Below are 18,408 nucleotides of genomic sequence, written 5' to 3'. Positions count from 1 at the left end.
AGGTATGGAAGATAGAATAGTTACCCCCCTTAACATTAAAGAAGATACAGAAAATGAGTACAGTTTGAGACCTAAGAGACTTAATGAATATATAGGTCAGAAAAAGGTAAAGGATAAATTAAAGATATTTATAGAGGCGGCTAGAAACAGAAAAGAAGCACTAGATCATGTACTTCTTTATGGACCACCAGGTCTTGGAAAAACTACTCTTGCTAATATAATTGCTATGGAAATGGGAGGAAACCTAAAAATTACTTCGGGACCAGCTATAGAAAGAGCAGGAGACCTGGCTGCAATACTTACCAGTTTAAATGATATGGATGTACTTTTTATAGATGAAATACACAGGTTAAATAGAAGTGTAGAGGAAATATTATATCCTGCTATGGAGGATTATGCACTAGATATAGTTATAGGAAAAGGAGCTGCAGCAAAGTCTATAAGATTGGATCTACCTAAATTCACTTTAATAGGTGCTACTACAAGGGTGGGACTTTTAACAGCACCACTAAGAGATAGGTTTGGGGTACTATGTCCTATGGAGTTTTATGGAGAAGATGAACTCAGTGAAATTATAGTTAGATCAGCTGATATACTTAAAGTAAAAATAGAAACGGATGCAGCTTTTGAAATAGGAAAAAGGTCTAGGGGAACTCCTAGGATTGCAAACAGATTATTAAAGAGAGTTAGAGATTATTCCGAGGTTAAGGGAAATGGTGTAATAGATATTAAAACAAGTCAAGCAGCTCTTGAAATGATGGAAGTTGATAATGAAGGTTTTGATAGTATAGACAATAAAATATTAAAAGCCATAATTGACAATTTTAATGGAGGTCCTGTGGGAGTAGAAACTTTAGCCTATTTTATAGGAGAAGAGCTAGATACTATACAAGATGTGTATGAGCCTTATCTACTCCAAAAAGGTTTTATAATAAGAACCCCAAGAGGTAGAGTGGCATCAGACAGTGCCTATAGGCATTTTAACAGAAAGAGAAGTACAAATTCTAAAAAAAATTTTAACCAGTCTTCATTGTTTGACGACAAAATGTGATTTACACAAGATGAATGGAGTGAAAATATTGAAAGTTACAGATTTTGATTTTTATTTACCAGAGGAATTAATTGCACAACATCCTTTAATGCAAAGGGATGAAGCTAGGCTTATGGTGCTTGATAAAAAAACTGGTGATATAGAGCATAAGGTATTTAAAGATATACTAGATTATTTGAATCCAGGTGACTGCCTTGTATTAAACGATACTAGAGTTTTGCCAGCAAGACTTATAGGTGCAAAAGAAGGCAGCGGTGGTAAAATGGAAATTTTACTTCTAAAGAGAAATGAAGATGATACCTGGGAAACTTTAGTTAAGCCTGGAAAAAGAGCTAAGGTAGGAAGTAGGTTTGGCTTTGGAGATGGAGAACTTAAGGCAGAAATAGTTTCAGTAAAAGAAGATGGAAATCGAATTGTTAAGTTTGAATATGAAGGAATATTTGAAGAAGTACTTGATAGGCTTGGTCAAATGCCTCTGCCTCCATATATAAAAGAAAAATTAGAGGACAAGGAAATGTATCAGACAGTGTATTCTAAAGAAGAAGGCTCTGCGGCAGCTCCTACAGCAGGTCTTCATTTTACCAAGGAACTGCTGAAAAAAATAGAAGATAGAGGAGTAAAACTTGCGTTCTTGACTTTACATGTTGGACTTGGAACTTTTAGACCTGTAAAGGTTGAAAATATAGAAGAACATAATATGCATTCAGAGTACTACTGCATGACGAAAGAAACTGCAGATATGATAAATGGAACTAGAGAAAAAGGAGGAAGTATAATTGCAGTGGGTACTACTTCCTGTAGAACACTTGAAACCATTGGAGATGAAAATGGAAGAGTCAGAGAACAATCTGGTTGGACGGATATATTTATATATCCTGGATATAAATATAAAGTAGTAGATAAACTTATAACAAATTTTCATTTACCCGAGTCTACACTTATAATGCTTGTAAGTGCGCTTTGTGGAAGAGAAAAAATACTAAATGCATATAACTGTGCAGTTAAAGAAAAATATAGATTTTTTAGTTTTGGAGATGCTATGTTCTTAAAATAGATTTGAGGTGTTTGAATGTATAAATTACTAAAGAAACAGGGAAGTGCTAGAAGAGGTGAATTTACTACACCTCATGGAGTAGTTCAAACTCCAGTTTTTATGAATGTAGGTACCTTGGCAGCTATAAAAGGAGCAGTTTCTACCTGCGATTTAAAAGAAATTGGATGCCAGGTGGAACTTTCAAATACTTATCATTTAAGTTTAAGACCTGGAGATAAGATCATAAGAAAACTTGGTGGATTACATAAATTTATGAATTGGGATAGACCTATTTTAACTGATTCTGGAGGATTTCAGGTATTTTCTCTGTCAAAGATTAGAAAGATAAAAGAAGAGGGAGTATATTTTAATTCACACATAGATGGAAGTAAAATATTTATGGGACCTGAAGAGAGTATGCAAATTCAAAGTAATTTGGCATCTACTGTAGCTATGGCTTTTGACGAGTGCATAGAAAACCCGTCTCCCAAAGATTATGTTGAACGTTCTGTTGAAAGAACCACAAGATGGCTCAAAAGATGTAAAGTTGAAATGGATAGATTGAATTCTTTGCCAGATACTATAAATAATAAGCAGATGCTGTTTGGTATAAATCAAGGTGGTGTCTACGATGATATAAGAATAGAGCACGCTAAAATAATAAGTGAAATGAATTTAGACGGATATGCTATTGGAGGTTTAGCTGTAGGGGAAACTCACGAGGAAATGTATAGAATTATAGAAAAAGTAGTTCCTCATCTTCCACAGGATAAGCCTATATATTTGATGGGAGTTGGAACTCCAGCAAATATACTTGAAGCAGTGGAAAGAGGAGTAGATTTCTTTGATTGTGTACTTCCTGCTAGAAATGGAAGGCATTCTCATGTATTTACATCACAAGGAGAGCTAAATCTTTTAAATGCCAAATATCAGTTGGATGATTTCCCTATCGACAGAGGATGCCAGTGTCCTACTTGTAAAAATTACACTAGGGCATATATAAGACATTTGTTTAAGGCAAAAGAAATGCTTGCTATGAGGCTATGTGTGCTTCATAATTTGTATTTTTATAATAATTTAATGAAAGAAATAAGAGATTCTATTGATGGAGACTATTTTCCTAAATATAAAAGGGAAAAGCTCGAGGAATGGAATCAATAAAATTAAAAACTCTGTTAAAAAAAGGAGGTGAAAAAATTGGATTCATTGGTTAGATTAGCACCACTTTTATTTATAGTAGTAATCTTTTATTTACTTATATTTCTACCAGAAAGCAAGAGAAAAAAGAAATATAATGCAATGCTTGAAAGCCTTAAGGTTAATGATGAGGTTATGACTAAAGGTGGCATAATAGGAAAAGTTGTAAATATTCAGGATAGAAATATAACTATTCAAACAGGACCAGATAGAGTTAGGATAAAGTTAGATAAGACAGGAGTACTAAATATTTTATCTGAACCTAAAAGTCAAGAAAATTCTTCTAAGAAAATAGAGGAAAAAAAAGAAGAAAAAAAAGAAGTTTAAAAATTAGGTATAAAGCACCTTTTATCTACATAAATACTATTAGATGGGAGGTGCTTTAATTTGGAAAAAGGTAGTAATTATCTTCCTGCAGTGGAAGGAGTTCTTAGAGGTTTTATAATTACAGTTGTTTTACTTTTAATTTTTGCAGTTATAATGACTTTTATAGATATAGGTTCAAGAGTAAGATACATATTTTATGTGATTACAAACATACTTAGTATAATGTATGGGGTTATTTATGCAGTGCGAAGAATAGGTAAAAAAGGATGGCTTGTAGGTATTGGAGTAACTCTTTTATATTTGTTTATACTGTATATAGTTTCTGTAGTCTCTGGAAACTCTGCAGCTATAAGTTCCTATGGAGTAAAACGATTGTTGCTTGACCTTATAGTAGGAGCTTTATCAGGTATGATCGCAATTAACTTATAAGGAATTTCTTGAATTTCACATTTGTGGACAACTTTATTTTATTATAGGTTTATGTTATAATCAAACAGATAACTTTATTAATTGGAGGAACTTAGTATGAAACATATAAAAACTTTAAATAATGCTAATATAAAAGAAAGTTTAAAAAAACCAGGATGCAAGGAATGTGCTAATTCATGCCAATCAGCATGCAAAACTTCTTGCACAGTTGCCAATTTAGCTTGTGAAAACTAATATAAATTTTAGGCAGTAACAAAAATAGTTACTGCCTAAAATTTATATAACGAAAAATTATACACTTTTATTAGGAGGAGAACAATTTGGCTAATATTCATAAATTTGTCCAGGGTGGATATAGATATGTTATAGATGTAAACTCTGGTACACTTCATGAAATTGATGAACTAGTATATGATATTTTAGATGATGAAGGACTGCCAGAACTTGAAAAGGCGGTAGAACTTCTTAAAGATAAATATAAGAAAGAAGAAGTTGAGGAGGCTTATGGTGAGATACAACAGCTAATTGAAAAAGAAATGTTGTATTCTAAAGATTTATATGAAGGAATTGCAAAAAAGCATGAAAGTGAACCTTCATTTATAAAAGCATTATGCCTTAATATTGCCCATGATTGTAATTTGAGATGCAAATATTGTTTTGCAGATGAAGGTGAGTACAAAGGACGAAGAAAACTCATGTCTGCAGAAATAGGAAAAAAGGCCATTGATTTTGTCATAGAAAAATCAGGACCTAGGAAAAATATAGAGGTTGATTTGTTTGGTGGAGAACCACTTATGGCCTTTGATGAAGTAAAGGAAATTGTAGAATATGCTAAGAAGCAGGAAAAGCTGCACAACAAAAATATAAGATTTACAATGACTACTAATGCTACCCTATTAAACGATGAGATAATGGATTATCTTGATAAAAATATGGGAAATATAGTACTTAGTATTGATGGAAGAAAAGAAGTAAATGACAAAGTAAGAGTTAGAATTGATGGAAGTGGAAGTTTTGATTCCATACTGCCTAAAATAAAAAAGATGGTAAAAATGAGGGACAAGTCTAAACAATATTATGCAAGAGGTACTTTTACTAGAAACAATACTGATTTTTTTGAAGATATAAAATACCTTGCAGATCAGGGATTTGATGAAATATCTGTAGAACCTGTTGTACTCCCAAAGGATGATCCATTATCTCTTAGAGAAGAAGACCTTCCGGTTATTTATGAACAATATGATAAATTGTATGATGAAATGATTAGAAGAAACAAGGAAGGAGGAAAGTTTAAATTTTACCATTTTAATATAGATATTACAGGCGGTCCTTGTGTATATAAAAGAATATCAGGATGTGGGGCAGGACATGAGTATGTAGCTATAACACCAGATGGAGATATATATCCTTGTCATCAATTTGTAGGTAATGAAGATTTTAAGATGGGAAATTTAAGTGACGTTGACAACTTGAGGAAAGACATTCCTAAGCAATTTAAGTCTGCTCATATATACAATAAACCGGAATGCAGAAAATGTTGGGCAAGATTTTACTGCAGTGGCGGCTGTCAGGCTAATAATTACAATTTCAATAAAGATATGAACATACCATATAGTCTTGGATGTAAAATGCAGAAAAAGAGAATTGAGTGTGCCATTGCACTTAAAAGTAGAATTTTGAAAAAATAGCAGTAACATTTACAAAAACTTAATACATCATATTACTTTATTTGTAATATGTGTATTGACGGTGTTTTTTTTAAGTAATATAATTGCTAATGTAAATAGATGAGGATAAGAGGTAGTTGGTTATTGACGAAGGAGGATAAAAATGAAATCTAAGGCGAAAAGTACCGTAGTTTTCTTTCTATGCGTAATTTTAATAGGCTTTTTAGCTTATACGGGAGCATATGGAGTAACTTTTGGTGGATATAAATTAAAGCCATTTAGCCAAGTAATAAATAAAGGACTTGATCTTCAAGGTGGAGTTTCCGTACTTGAAGAAATACAGTCTAAAAATGTAGATCAAGATACTGTAAATAGAACTGTAGACATGATATCACAAAGGGTTAATAAATTAGGAGTAAGTGAAACTACGACTGTAAGAGAAGGAAAAGACAGGATAAGAATTGATATACCTGGAAAATTTGATGCAAAAGAAGTAGTGGACGGTGTAGCAAAAACTGGTGATCTTAAGTTTGTTGGGCCAGACAACAAAACTATACTTACAGGTAAGGATGTAAAAAATGCCACAGCTTCTATTGACTCTCAAAATGGTAATCAGGGTGTAATAAATCTGGAACTAAATCAATCAGGTGCTCAGAAGTTTGCAGATGCTACTCAAAAATTTATGGGACAAAAAATTACCATTTACTTAGATAAGGATAAACTGTCAGATCCGCAGGTAGATGCACATATAACGGATGGTAGAGCTATTATAAGCGGTCACATGACTATGAAAGAGGCTCAAACAAAGGCAAACTTGATAAAATCAGGTGCACTTCCAGTTACTGTAAAACCAGTACAGGTTAAAACTGTAGGAGCTTCTCTTGGTGCAAATGCACTTCCACTTAGTATATTGGCAGGTAAAATAGGTATAGGACTAGTAATGATATTTATGCTTCTATATTATAGATTACCTGGACTTGTTGCAGATATAGCGCTTGTACTATACGTATATATAGTTTTAGCAGCTTTTGCTAACGTAAATGTAACTTTGACATTAGCTGGTATTGCAGCGTTTTTGTTAACAGTAGGTATGGCAGTAGATGCCAACATACTTATATTTGAGAGAACTAAAGAGGAGCTTAAAAGTGGTAAATCTATTAGGGCTTCTGTAGATGCGGGATTTAGAAGAGCTATGACTTCAATACTGGATTCAAATATAACTACTATTATTTCAGGATGTGTCCTTTATAATATTGGTACGGGTTCCGTAAAAGGATTTGCACTTACCCTTATTATAGGTACAATTTTGAGTATGTTTACGGCTATAACGGTAACTAGAACTCTTATGAAGTTACTAGCTAATATGGGTTGGTTTAACCATAAGGAGACAATTGGAACCTTTGGTGTGCATGACTTTAGAAAGGGGGTAGTAAAGTAATATGTATAAGATTATTGAAAAAAGAAAAATATGGTTTACTATATCCCTTATAATAATTGCTATTGGAATATTTACTATGGCCACTAAAGGTCTTGAATATGGACTGGATTTTAAAGGCGGTACAGTAGTTGAAATAAATGTGGGTCAGGATTTTAATAAACAGGATGCAGATAATATAGTAAAGAAATACTCCAGTGATTTTCAATCCAATAAAGTAGATAATAAGTCTATATCTATAAAGGCTGCCACTTTAAGCAATAATGATGTTAGTGGTATTGTAAAAGCTATGAAAGCAAAGTATAAAAAGAGCAGCTTGACGAATCAAGAAAATATAGGTGCGGTTATAGGGCAAGAAACAAGGACCAAAGCTTTGCAAGCTGTTATAGTGGCAATTATAGCTATGTTTATATATATAGGTATAAGGTTTGAGTTAAGTTTTGGTATAGCAGCTATAATATCATTAACTCACAATGTACTTGTAATGCTTTCTGTATATGCAGTACTTAGAGTTCCTATAGACTCTAACTTTATAGCAGCAGCCCTTACGGTTATAGGTTATTCTGTCCATGATACTATAGTTGTTTTTGATAGAATAAGAGAAAATCAAAAATACATGAGAGGACAGGAACCTATAGTAGTTGCAGATGCCAGTGTAACTCAGACATTGGCAAGATCTATAAATACAGTATTGACTGTTGTAATAACATTGACATCAGTATATGTTTTAGTACCTTCTGTAAGAGTTTTTTCAGAACCAATACTTATAGGAATAATTACAGGATGCTACTCTTCTATATGCATAGCTAGTCCGTGCTGGGTAATTATAAAGAAACATATGCTTCGAAATAAAAAAAAGTTGCATACAGTAAGTGAATAAGCTATAAAATATACATTAAATATGATAAAATAAAAAATCTAGAGTATATTGGTACTCTGGATTTTTTTATTGCAAATAATCTAACCATAATGTATTTGTAATAGAAGACAATATCATTTATAATATAAGTGCTTTCGATAAATTTGGAGGATTTTATTATGGAGAGGCAAAAAGATAATATACAGGATTTTAATTTTTTAGGTATGCATAACCCTTTTCTTTTAAAGGATATGGAGAAAGCTTTAAAAAGAATAATAAAAGCAGTAAATGAGAGAGAAAAAATTGTAATTTATGGTACATGCGACTTGGATGGTATAACTTCGGTGTCACTTATGTTATTAGTGTTAAAATATTTAAATGCAGATGTAGAATATTTTATCTCTGATAAAATTAATGATTATAGTATAAAGTCAGATATAATAAAAAACCACATAAAATTTTTAGGTGCAAAGGTTATAATAACAGCTGGCTGTGGAATTCAAAGCGTTTCACAGATAGAGTTATGCAAAACTTTGGGTATTGATGTTATAATAACAGATTACCATAAATCTGGGGAAATTTTGCCGAAAGCCATTATTGTGAATCCCAATCAGAAGCAGTGTACATATCCATTTAAAGATTTAACAGCGGTAGGTGTTACCTTTAAGTTATCTCAGGCTATATCAATGTATTATGATATGAAGTACATAAGTAAGTATTTAGATCTTGTAGCTTTAGGTATTTTTTCTCGGGGAATTGATATAACTGGTGAAAATAAGATAATGGTAAATGAAGGTATGTATTATTTAAAATGTACAAATAATTATGGAGTAAGGGCACTGCTTAAAGTGAACGATATTTCTAGTGTGAATATAGAGAATGTACGTGAATTGTCAAATAAAATGATGTGCTCAATTAAGAACAAGAGATATATAGATAATGCAAGGATTGCAGTAGAGCTTTTTATAACTGAAAATATGGATAGAGCAGAACAAATAGCTAAATATTTGAAAAATGAGATTATATAAAGGTAAAATATCTTAAACTTGAATATATATCAATATTTAATATATAATTGTAAAGTAGGTTTCTATTGGAATGATTAAGTTATTTTTAGGGGGGATTACAGGTGGATTTAAAAGATAAAATAAGAGTAATAGATGGGTTTCCAAAGGAAGGAATAAGTTTTAAAGATATAACTACTTTGCTGCAGGATAAAACAGCTTTTAAGCATACAGTAAATAAAATAGCTAGATATTTAAAAAATAAACATATTGACGTAGTAGTAGGGCCTGAAGCAAGAGGATTTTTATTTGGAGCACCTATAGCCTATGCCATAGGTGCAGGTTTCGTTCCTATAAGAAAAAAGGGAAAGTTGCCTTATGATACTTTTAGTGTTAGTTATGACTTAGAATATGGCAGTGATATACTTGAAATGCACAAAGATGCAATAAAAAAGGGAGATAGAGTGGTAATAATTGATGACTTGCTTGCAACAGGTGGCACTACTGCTTCTGTGGTGAAACTTATAGAACAAGCAGGTGGGGAAGTTGTTACTATAGGATTTGTTATAGAATTGACGGATTTAAAAGGCAGGGAAAAATTAGAAGGCTATGATGTAATTTCTCTTACCAAATATAATATTTAGGATATATAAAATTTCAAATTGCAAGTTTTTTTAGTATATAATATAATATTAGTAAAAAATAATGGCTGGTTTGTTAAACCAGCCATTGATTTTAGGGAGTATCGGTATGTTAGAAAAATTAATGGAGTTAATAGATAAAAACTGTAATAATGTAGATAAAAAAATAGTAGAAAAGGCTTATTATTTTGCCGATGAAGCTCATAAAAAACAGAAAAGAGAATCTGGAGAACCTTATATAAGCCATCCTGTAGAAGTAGCTTATATATTGGTAGAAATGGGACTCGATACTAGCACCATAGTAGCAGGACTCCTTCATGATGTAATAGAAGATACAGAATTTAGCTATGAAGACATAGAAAGGGAATTCAGTGTAGAAGTTGCAAACTTAGTAGAAGGTGTTACTAAATTAGGCAAAATAGAATGCAAAACTAAGGAAGAACAGCAAGCTGATAACGTTAGAAAGATGCTCCTTGCAATGGCAGATGACATAAGAGTAATACTTATAAAATTAGCAGATAGACTTCATAATATGAGAACACTTAAATACATGCCTGTGAAAAAACAGAAAGAAAAAGCAAAAGAAACTTTTGACATATATGCACCTCTTGCCCATAGGCTTGGAATGTCTAAAATCAAATGGGAACTTGAGGATTTAGCTTTTAGATATATAAATCAAAATGAATATTATTTTATAGTTAGAAAAATTGCTGAAAAAAGAGTAGAAAGAGAAAAGTATATTGATGAAATAATATCTCAATTAAAAGATAATCTTAAAAAATCGGGAATAGATTCAGACATTGAAGGAAGACCAAAGCATTTTTATAGTATATATAGAAAGATGGTAAAGAAAAATAAAACTATAGATCAAATTTTTGATTTAACTGCTGTAAGAATTTTAGTAAATACAGTAAAGGATTGCTATGCTGCACTTGGAATAGCACATACTATATATAAGCCTATGCCAGGAAGATTTAAGGATTATATTGCTATGCCAAAACCAAATATGTATCAGTCACTACATTCTACAGTTATAGGGCCTCAAGGCAAACCTTTTGAAATACAGATAAGAACTTTTGAAATGCATAAAACAGCAGAATATGGAATAGCAGCTCACTGGAAATATAAAGAGGGCGTTGATACAGCAAATGATATAGATAAGAAACTTACATGGCTAAGGGAAATACTTGAGTGGCAGAGAGAAACTTCAGATGCAGAAGAATTTATGGAAAGATTTAAAATAGATTTGTTTTCAGATGAGGTATTTGTATTTACTCCAAATGGAAAAGTAATAAATTTACCTTATGAAGCAACCCCTATAGATTTTGCTTATAAGATACATACTGAGATAGGAAATAGTTGTATAGGTGCAAAAGTAAGTGGTAAGATGGTACCTCTTGACTATCATTTGAAAACAGGGGAAATTGTAGAAGTGCTTGTATCAAGTACACCCAAAGGTCCAAGTATTGATTGGCTAAATATGGCAAAAAGCAATCAGGCAAAAAGTAAGATAAGATCCTGGTTCAAAAAGGCTAAAAGAGAAGAAAACATAGTAAAAGGAAAAGATCTTCTTGAAAAGGAAACGAAAAAGCAGGGATATAATTTTGGAGAAATTGCAAAGAAGGAAATCCTAGATACAGTTCTTAAAAGATATAATATGAATTCCGTAGATGATTTGTATGCTTCTGTAGGAATTGGTGCTGTAACCTCTTCTACTATAGTTTCGAGAATAAAAGATATTTATATGAAAACTTCAAAGATGGATGAAATTGACTGGAAGAAGATTCAAGAAAATCTGGATCAACCTATGGGTAAGTCTCATAAAGCAGAAAAAAAATCTCCAGGGATAATAGTAAAGGGTGAAAGCAATGTATTAGTTAGATTTGCCAAGTGTTGTAATCCTGTTCCAGGCGATGACATAATAGGGTATATAACAAAGGGAAGGGGAGTGTCAATCCATAGAAAGGATTGTAAAAATGCAGAATTTCTATTAAAGAATAAAGATAACATGGTGGTTGAAGTTTCTTGGGGAAGACCAAAAGGAGCAGAGTATATTGCTCAGATTAAAATAGAAGCTGAAGATAGGGGAAAACTTTTGGCTGAATCTATGGAAGTTATAAGTAATAGTAAGACTGCACTTTATGCTGTAAATGCTAAGCCAGTAAAAAATGGATTGGCTGTTATAGATATAAAATTAAAAATATCAAATGTAGATGACTTAAAAGATGTAATGAAAAAGTTTAGAAAATTAGAGGGTGTTATTCAGGTTTATAGAACCAAAAATTAAGGAGATATGTTATTATGAGAGCAGTAGTTCAAAGAGTCAATAGCTCTAAAGTTGAAGTGAAAGGAAAGGTTATAGGACAAATACAAAAGGGGTTAAATGTACTCCTTGGAATATCTAAAGAAGATACAGATGAGGATATAATTTATATGAGGGATAAAATATTGAACCTCAGAATATTTGAAGATGAAAACGGAAAACTAAATAAATCTTTGCTGGATGTAAACGGAGAAATAATTATAATTTCTCAGTTTACTTTATATGGAGATTGTAGAAAAGGTAGAAGGCCTAGTTTTATAGAAGCTTTGGGTGGCGATGAAGCCGAAAAAATATACGAAAAATTTGTAGATCAATGCAGAAATTTAGTAGGCAAGGTTGAGACAGGAAAATTTGGTGCAGATATGTTAGTGAGTATAGAAAATGATGGACCTGTCACTATTATGATAGACAGCAAGAAGAAATTTTAATTAATAGTTAAGAATTAAGAATTAATAGTTAATGTGGATTTTTTTAGGTACACTACAAAAAATCTTTAATTAAATTTTTGAAGGCTCGTTTTGCTAAAGCAAAACATTACTAAGTGCTTGCTTATATAAACTTAAAGATTTTTTGTGATAGCTAAAAATCATCCTTTACTATTAATTTTTCATTATTAATTCTTAATTTGATAAGCTTTGTTTTACATTGTTTTTAAATTATGTAAATTGAGCTAATTATTAAAATAAATGAAAAGATGAGGAGGTATTTTTATGAAACTGACAAAAGTCATAGTAGGGGTATATGCAGCTAATTGTTATATATTGGTAGATGAAAAAGAGGGTAAGTCTGCAGTAATTGATCCTGGTGATGATGTAAAAGATATAATAGATGCTATAGATGCTTCAAAGACAAAAGTAGAATATATATTGCTAACTCACGGTCATGCAGATCATACGAGCGCAGCTGAGGAAATAAGAAACAAATATAATGCACCTATAGCAATAAGCAGAGAAGATTATAATATGATGAAATCAAAAGAACTTATGTATGGAAAGCTTATAGATGAAGTTGATATATACATTGAAGATAACCAGGTGTTTGAATTTGGAAATATAAAGTTAAAAGCACTTTATACACCTGGACATACACCTGGGGGAGTGAGCTTCTTAGGAGAAAATATGGTGTTTACAGGAGATACACTTTTTCATGGTTCTGTAGGAAGAACTGACTTTACAGGAGGAGATTTTAATGCAATCATAGACAGTATAAAAAATAGGCTTATGACTTTACCGGATGAAATGGTTGTATTTCCAGGTCATGGTTCTAAAACTTCTATCAAAGAAGAAAAAATGCATAATCCATTTTTATAGCTTTAAATAGCCATAGTAGAAAATTAATTTATTCTCCGTATATTTTTACAACATTCATAACGTTAAATATTTTGATAAGTCTAAGCAAAAAATTAAAAAAATACTAAGAACTTTTGAAAACTCGTACCTCAAACAATTCAAAAGTTCTAGATTTTTAAAAAATTTTTTACTAAGACTTATGTGCAAAATATTTAAATGTTATTCATTCATGTAAAAATATTCCTAGGAATAAATTAATTTTTACTAAAATGTCTATAAATTTGTAAAAATTCAAGTGAAATTTAAATCTATACCAGAGAAATATGCTGACAAAATAGAAAACACCTTTAAAAACTTTTTCATAAGTCTTAGTGAGGTATTTTAGAAAATCTTAGGAGTTTAGGTATGTTTGAGGTACGAGTTTAACTAAACTCCTTTAGATTTTCAAAATACCGAACTTTAGACTTGTCAAAAGTTTTTATGGTGTTGAGATTTGTCAGCATATGATCTGGTATAATTTAATTTTTTACTTAAGATTTTTATAAAGAAAAGAGATGACAATTTTAATTGATATGGAGATAAAAGTAAAACTAAATAGTAAGGAATATAGATATCACATATTTCAAATGATAAATTTGTTTTATGATTTTGCAGATATAAATTTTGTAGAAGATGAAAGTTGGAATTTTAATATAGAGTTATTGCAGAACGAAGTTATTATAGATGATAAAAATGACATATGCAAAATGCAATTTGAAAGTGGTTTAAGTGAGAGGGAAAATATAAAAAAAGCAGTATTTTTGTATTTTACCAATAGAACAGGGAAGACTTTACCATGGGGAACTTTAGTTGGAATAAGACCTAGTAAGATAACTTTAAAGTTTATAAAGGATGGCAAGAGCAGGGATGAAATAATAAAATATTTTGATAAACATTTTTGTTGTAATAAAAGTAAGGCAGAACTTTGTATAGATATAGCAAATTCGGAAAAAAACTTAGTGAATTCAAATAGCAGAAATATAAGCGTATATGTAGGGATGCCTTTTTGCCCAACTAAGTGTCTCTATTGTTCCTTTGCTTCAAATCCTATAAAAGGTTGTAAGGACTTAGTAGAACCCTATCTTAAAAGTTTGACTTATGAGATAGAAAAAATGTCTGAATACATAAAACAACATGAGTTAAATATAGAATGTATATATTTTGGAGGAGGGACTCCAACTTCTATAGATAATGAAAAATTTGAAAAATTAATGCATGAAATATATAATAGTTTTGTACGGGACTATAAAATAAAAGAATTTGATGTAGAATGTGGCAGACCTGACAGTATTACTTCAAGTAAACTTGAAACCATGAAAAGATATGGAGTAAATAGGATGAGTATAAATCCACAGACTATGAATGACAGCACATTAAAATTTATTGGAAGAAATCATTCAGTAGATGAGGTAAGAGAAAAGTTTCATATGGCAAGAAAATATGGATTTGACAACATAAACATGGATTTGATTGTAGGATTGCCTGGAGAAGGAATAGAGGAGGTAAATAAAACCTGCGATGAAATTGAAAAACTTGGACCAGATAACTTAACTGTGCATGGTATGTCTATAAAAAGAGCATCTAGACTATATGAAAATATAGTGAATAATATAAGTTATTCTATTGCAGGTCATGAAGAATTACATCTCATGTATGAAAGAACTGCACTTTTGGCTAAATCAATGAACATGAAACCATATTATATGTATAGACAAAAAAATATGGTAGGTAATATGGAAAACATAGGATATACCTCAGGAAAACATAGAGGGCTTTATAATGTGGAAATGATTGAAGAAAGGCAGACTATAATAGCTTGTGGAGCAGATGCTGTTACAAAAGTCATGTTTTTAGATGAAAATAGATTCGAAAGACAGGCAAATATAAAAGATGTAGGAGAATATGTGAGAAGAATAGATGAAATGGTGAAAAAAAAGATAGATCTTTTAAATACTTTATATTAAAATTTTTAAATGTACTTTTAAATTTCACTTATAATCTATAATTTAAGAAAATATAAAACAAAGAAGGAGTAAATTAATATGGCTATACAAGCACCTAAGGGCACTAAAGATATATTACCTACGGAGTCTTATAAGTGGCATTATTTAGAAGATAAGTTCAAAAATATAGCAGCTTCTTATGGATATAGAGAAATAAGGACACCAGTATTTGAATATACGGAACTTTTTGAAAGGGGAGTAGGTGAAACTACAGATGTTGTTCAGAAGGAAATGTATACCTTTCAAGATAAAGCTGGCAGAAGTCTAACCCTTAAAGCAGAAGGTACATCCCCTGCAGTAAGGGCTTTCGTGGAGAGCAGTTTATATAATGAAGTTCAGCCAACCAAATTATTTTATTTTACCCCAGTTTTAAGATATGAAAATGTTCAAAAAGGAAGACTTAGAGAACATCACCAATTTGGTATAGAGGCATTTGGAGCAGAAAATGCTTCACTGGATGCTGAAGTTATAAGTTTGGCTATGCGAGTATATAAGGAACTGGGAGTAAAGGGAATTGAGTTAAATATAAACAGTATAGGATGTGCTACTTGCAGAAAAAAGTACAATGAGGCATTAAAAAAATTCTTAAAAGAAAATTATGATGCATTATGTGACACCTGTAAAAGCAGATTCAGTAAAAATCCTATGAGAATACTGGATTGTAAAGTGGAAAGCTGTAAGAAGATAGTAAAAGATGCACCTTTGATGATTGATTACTTATGTGATGACTGTAAGGATCACTTTGAAAGTTTGCAGAAGTATTTGTCTGCTGTAAATATAGAGTTTAAGATAAATCCTTTAATAGTAAGAGGACTTGATTATTATACTAAAACCGTATTTGAAATAATAAACAATGATATAACAATATGCGGTGGTGGAAGGTATGATTATCTAATAGAGGAAGTTGGAGGCCCTAAAATGCCTGCTGTAGGTTTTGGAATGGGAATAGAGAGGACACTTCTTACTCTGGAAGAAAATAGAATAGAGATACCTAATAGACCATACATAGACTTATATGTAGGAGCTATGGGAGATGATGCTAAGTTAAAGGCTCTTAATTTAGTAAATCAATTGAGAGAAAAAAATGTAAGATGTGAATGCGACCATACAAATAGAAGCGTAAAAGCTGAAATGAAGTATGCAAATAAAATAGGAGCTAGGTTTACAGTAATACTTGGAGACAACGAACTAGAATGTGGAATTGCTAAATTTAAGAGAATGGAAGATGGCAATCAATTTGAAATTAAATTAGAAGAACTAGACAAAATTTCAGATTTAATTAGATTATAAACGGAGTGTGTTAACATGGGAGAATCATTAAATGGACTAAAGAGAACCAACATGTGTGGTGAACTGAGAGAAAGTAACATAGGTGAAAAGATTACAGTAATGGGATGGGTTCAGAGAAAAAGAAATTTAGGTGGACTCATATTTGTAGATTTAAGAGATAGAACAGGAATACTTCAAATTGTATTTGGAGAGAAGATAAATAAAGAAGCTTTTGAAAAATCAGATAATGTAAAATCTGAATACTGTATAGCAGCTACAGGAACTATTGTAAAAAGAGAATCCCCAAATACGGAAATTCCAACAGGTATGGTAGAAGTAAAAGGAGAGTATATAAAGATATTTTCAGAGTCTCAAACACCTCCTATATACATAAAGGAAAACTTAGATGCAGCTGAAAATATAAGACTAAAGTATAGATACCTGGATCTAAGAAGACCAGATATGCAGAGAATACTTATGACAAGACATAAAACTGCAAAGGTAGTAAGAGATTTTTTAGATGAAGAAGGATTTTTAGAAATAGAAACTCCAATGCTTGGAAAAAGTACACCAGAGGGTGCTAGAGATTATCTTGTACCAAGCAGAAATTACAATGGAAAGTTTTATGCGCTTCCTCAATCACCACAGCTTTTTAAACAGCTTTTGATGGTTTCAGGATATGACAGATATTTTCAGATAGTTAAATGCTTTAGAGATGAGGATTTGAGGGCAAATAGACAGCCTGAATTTACCCAGATAGATATGGAGCTTTCTTTTGTAGAACAAGATGATGTAATGAATTTGAATGAAAGGTTTATTCAAAGGGTATTTAAGAAAATCCTAAATGTGGATGTAAAGCTACCTATAGAGAGAATGCCTTATAAAATTGCTATGGAGAAATATGGATCAGATAAACCTGATTTAAGATTTGGCATGGAAATAAATGATATAAGTGAAATCGTAAAAAATATAGATTTTAAGGTGTTCCAAAATGCCATTGAAGCTGGTGGCTCTGTAAGAGCTATAAAGGTACCAAATTCAGCTCAAATGGGAAGAAAACAGATCGATAAGCTAGTTGAGTTTGTAAAAGATTATGGTGCCAAAGGACTTGTATGGATGGCATATAAAGAAGATGGGATTAAATCTTCTATATCAAAGTTCTTAACTGAGGAAGATACTAAAAATATATTAAATAAATTGGAAGCAATACAAGGAGATCTTATTCTTATAGTTGCAGACAGAAATAAAGTTGTATTTGAAAGTCTTGGTGCACTCAGAGTTCATATGGCAAAAGAAACAGGTATATTGGATGGAAATGATGAGTTTAGATTTGTATGGGTAACTGAGTTCCCTCTTCTATCCTATAATGAGGATGAACAAAGGTATCAGGCAGAACATCATCCATTTACAGCACCTATGGATGAAGATATACAGTATTTAGAGAGTGATCCTGGAAGAGTAAGAGCAAAAGCTTATGATATAGTTTTAAATGGAGAAGAATTAGGCGGAGGAAGTATAAGAATACACGATACTAAACTTCAAGAAAGAATGTTTAAAGTAATTGGTATTTCACAGGAAAAAGCTTGGGAGAAGTTTGGATACTTGCTTGAAGCATTTAAGTTTGGACCACCACCACACGGCGGACTTGCTTATGGATTTGATAGGATGGTAATGTTTTTAGCAAAGACAGATAACATAAAGGATGTAATAGCTTTCCCTAAAAATCAGAATGCATTTTGTCCACTTACGGAAGCTCCTAATGTAGTAGATGAATCTCAGTTAAAAGAATTGGGTATATCTATAAAATAATATGAATTATTCAAAGAGTAAACATAAATATTA

At 31.5% G+C, this 18,408-nt stretch carries 17 protein-coding genes; all 17 read left to right on the top strand.

Going from position 1 to position 18,408, the window contains the following annotated elements; all coding sequences use genetic code 11:
* Positions 1-4 precede the first annotated feature (4 nt).
* The 17 genes from ruvB to aspS all read left to right on the top strand — a co-directional run bounded on the left by ruvB (position 5) and on the right by aspS (position 18,375).
* Positions 5-1,051: a Holliday junction branch migration DNA helicase RuvB gene (ruvB, locus tag B5S50_RS06330; RefSeq protein WP_065078662.1), complete on the top strand. Its 1,047-nt coding sequence runs from the start codon at positions 5-7 to the stop codon at positions 1,049-1,051.
* A gap of 28 nt (positions 1,052-1,079) precedes the next feature.
* Positions 1,080-2,105 (top strand): tRNA preQ1(34) S-adenosylmethionine ribosyltransferase-isomerase QueA, encoded by a 1,026-nt coding sequence (queA, locus tag B5S50_RS06325; RefSeq protein WP_065078663.1) that lies wholly within the window; start codon positions 1,080-1,082, stop codon positions 2,103-2,105.
* A 15-nt stretch (positions 2,106-2,120) separates the two neighbouring features.
* Positions 2,121-3,245, top strand: a complete 1,125-nt coding sequence (gene tgt / locus B5S50_RS06320) for a tRNA guanosine(34) transglycosylase Tgt (protein WP_065078664.1) — start codon at positions 2,121-2,123, stop codon at positions 3,243-3,245.
* A gap of 36 nt (positions 3,246-3,281) precedes the next feature.
* Positions 3,282-3,608 (top strand): preprotein translocase subunit YajC, encoded by a 327-nt coding sequence (gene yajC, locus B5S50_RS06315; protein ID WP_127722421.1) that lies wholly within the window; start codon positions 3,282-3,284, stop codon positions 3,606-3,608.
* A gap of 60 nt (positions 3,609-3,668) precedes the next feature.
* Positions 3,669-4,037: a TIGR04086 family membrane protein gene (locus B5S50_RS06310; RefSeq protein WP_217303373.1), complete on the top strand. Its 369-nt coding sequence runs from the start codon at positions 3,669-3,671 to the stop codon at positions 4,035-4,037.
* 96 nt (positions 4,038-4,133) lie between these two features.
* Positions 4,134-4,271, top strand: coding sequence for a six-cysteine ranthipeptide SCIFF (scfA, locus tag B5S50_RS06305; protein ID WP_013240005.1), 138 nt, complete (start codon positions 4,134-4,136; stop codon positions 4,269-4,271).
* An 86-nt stretch (positions 4,272-4,357) separates the two neighbouring features.
* A complete protein-coding gene (gene scfB / locus B5S50_RS06300; protein WP_065078667.1) occupies positions 4,358-5,725 on the top strand; it encodes a thioether cross-link-forming SCIFF peptide maturase in 1,368 nt (455 codons plus the stop codon).
* A 142-nt stretch (positions 5,726-5,867) separates the two neighbouring features.
* Positions 5,868-7,142 (top strand): protein translocase subunit SecD, encoded by a 1,275-nt coding sequence (secD, locus tag B5S50_RS06295; RefSeq protein WP_217303372.1) that lies wholly within the window; start codon positions 5,868-5,870, stop codon positions 7,140-7,142.
* Between the two features lies 1 nt (position 7,143).
* The gene (gene secF, locus B5S50_RS06290) at positions 7,144-8,019 is read left to right on the top strand and encodes a protein translocase subunit SecF (RefSeq protein WP_217303371.1); all 876 of its coding nucleotides are present in this window, start codon (positions 7,144-7,146) and stop codon (positions 8,017-8,019) included.
* 158 nt (positions 8,020-8,177) lie between these two features.
* Positions 8,178-9,026: a DHH family phosphoesterase gene (locus B5S50_RS06285; protein ID WP_217303370.1), complete on the top strand. Its 849-nt coding sequence runs from the start codon at positions 8,178-8,180 to the stop codon at positions 9,024-9,026.
* Positions 9,027-9,127: 101 nt separating this feature from the next.
* Positions 9,128-9,646 carry an adenine phosphoribosyltransferase gene (locus B5S50_RS06280; RefSeq protein WP_217303369.1) on the top strand — a complete coding sequence of 173 codons (519 nt, stop codon included), beginning with the start codon at positions 9,128-9,130 and terminating at the stop codon, positions 9,644-9,646.
* A 106-nt stretch (positions 9,647-9,752) separates the two neighbouring features.
* On the top strand, positions 9,753-11,930 hold the full coding sequence (locus B5S50_RS06275; RefSeq protein ID WP_217303368.1) for a bifunctional (p)ppGpp synthetase/guanosine-3',5'-bis(diphosphate) 3'-pyrophosphohydrolase: 2,178 nt from the start codon (positions 9,753-9,755) through the stop codon (positions 11,928-11,930).
* 14 nt (positions 11,931-11,944) lie between these two features.
* On the top strand, positions 11,945-12,394 hold the full coding sequence (gene dtd / locus B5S50_RS06270; RefSeq protein ID WP_217303367.1) for a D-aminoacyl-tRNA deacylase: 450 nt from the start codon (positions 11,945-11,947) through the stop codon (positions 12,392-12,394).
* A 282-nt stretch (positions 12,395-12,676) separates the two neighbouring features.
* Positions 12,677-13,276, top strand: a complete 600-nt coding sequence (locus B5S50_RS06265) for an MBL fold metallo-hydrolase (protein WP_217303366.1) — start codon at positions 12,677-12,679, stop codon at positions 13,274-13,276.
* 551 nt (positions 13,277-13,827) lie between these two features.
* On the top strand, positions 13,828-15,258 hold the full coding sequence (locus B5S50_RS06260) for a coproporphyrinogen III oxidase (protein WP_217303776.1): 1,431 nt from the start codon (positions 13,828-13,830) through the stop codon (positions 15,256-15,258).
* Positions 15,259-15,336: 78 nt separating this feature from the next.
* On the top strand, positions 15,337-16,587 hold the full coding sequence (gene hisS / locus B5S50_RS06255; RefSeq protein WP_217303365.1) for a histidine--tRNA ligase: 1,251 nt from the start codon (positions 15,337-15,339) through the stop codon (positions 16,585-16,587).
* A gap of 15 nt (positions 16,588-16,602) precedes the next feature.
* The gene (gene aspS / locus B5S50_RS06250; RefSeq protein WP_217303364.1) at positions 16,603-18,375 is read left to right on the top strand and encodes an aspartate--tRNA ligase; all 1,773 of its coding nucleotides are present in this window, start codon (positions 16,603-16,605) and stop codon (positions 18,373-18,375) included.
* The last annotated feature ends 33 nt before the right edge of the window (positions 18,376-18,408 follow it).

Origin of the sequence: Clostridium sp. 001, from assembly GCF_019056555.1 — a bacterium.
GTDB lineage: Bacteria > Bacillota > Clostridia > Clostridiales > Clostridiaceae > Clostridium_B > Clostridium_B ragsdalei.
This window is presented reverse-complemented; position numbering and strand designations above follow the sequence as displayed.

Excerpts from the sequence above, each read along its gene's own strand:
- ruvB (WP_065078662.1), top strand. The coding sequence starts at position 5 with ATGGAAGATAGAATAGTTACCCCCCTTAACATTAAAGAAGATACAGAA.
- tgt (WP_065078664.1), top strand. The coding sequence starts at position 2,121 with ATGTATAAATTACTAAAGAAACAGGGAAGTGCTAGAAGAGGTGAATTT.
- scfA (WP_013240005.1), top strand. The coding sequence starts at position 4,134 with ATGAAACATATAAAAACTTTAAATAATGCTAATATAAAAGAAAGTTTA.
- secD (WP_217303372.1), top strand. The coding sequence starts at position 5,868 with ATGAAATCTAAGGCGAAAAGTACCGTAGTTTTCTTTCTATGCGTAATT.
- secF (WP_217303371.1), top strand. The coding sequence starts at position 7,144 with ATGTATAAGATTATTGAAAAAAGAAAAATATGGTTTACTATATCCCTT.
- B5S50_RS06285 (WP_217303370.1), top strand. The coding sequence starts at position 8,178 with ATGGAGAGGCAAAAAGATAATATACAGGATTTTAATTTTTTAGGTATG.
- B5S50_RS06275 (WP_217303368.1), top strand. The coding sequence starts at position 9,753 with ATGTTAGAAAAATTAATGGAGTTAATAGATAAAAACTGTAATAATGTA.
- dtd (WP_217303367.1), top strand. The coding sequence starts at position 11,945 with ATGAGAGCAGTAGTTCAAAGAGTCAATAGCTCTAAAGTTGAAGTGAAA.
- B5S50_RS06265 (WP_217303366.1), top strand. The coding sequence starts at position 12,677 with ATGAAACTGACAAAAGTCATAGTAGGGGTATATGCAGCTAATTGTTAT.
- B5S50_RS06260 (WP_217303776.1), top strand. The coding sequence starts at position 13,828 with ATGGAGATAAAAGTAAAACTAAATAGTAAGGAATATAGATATCACATA.
- hisS (WP_217303365.1), top strand. The coding sequence starts at position 15,337 with ATGGCTATACAAGCACCTAAGGGCACTAAAGATATATTACCTACGGAG.
- aspS (WP_217303364.1), top strand. The coding sequence starts at position 16,603 with ATGGGAGAATCATTAAATGGACTAAAGAGAACCAACATGTGTGGTGAA.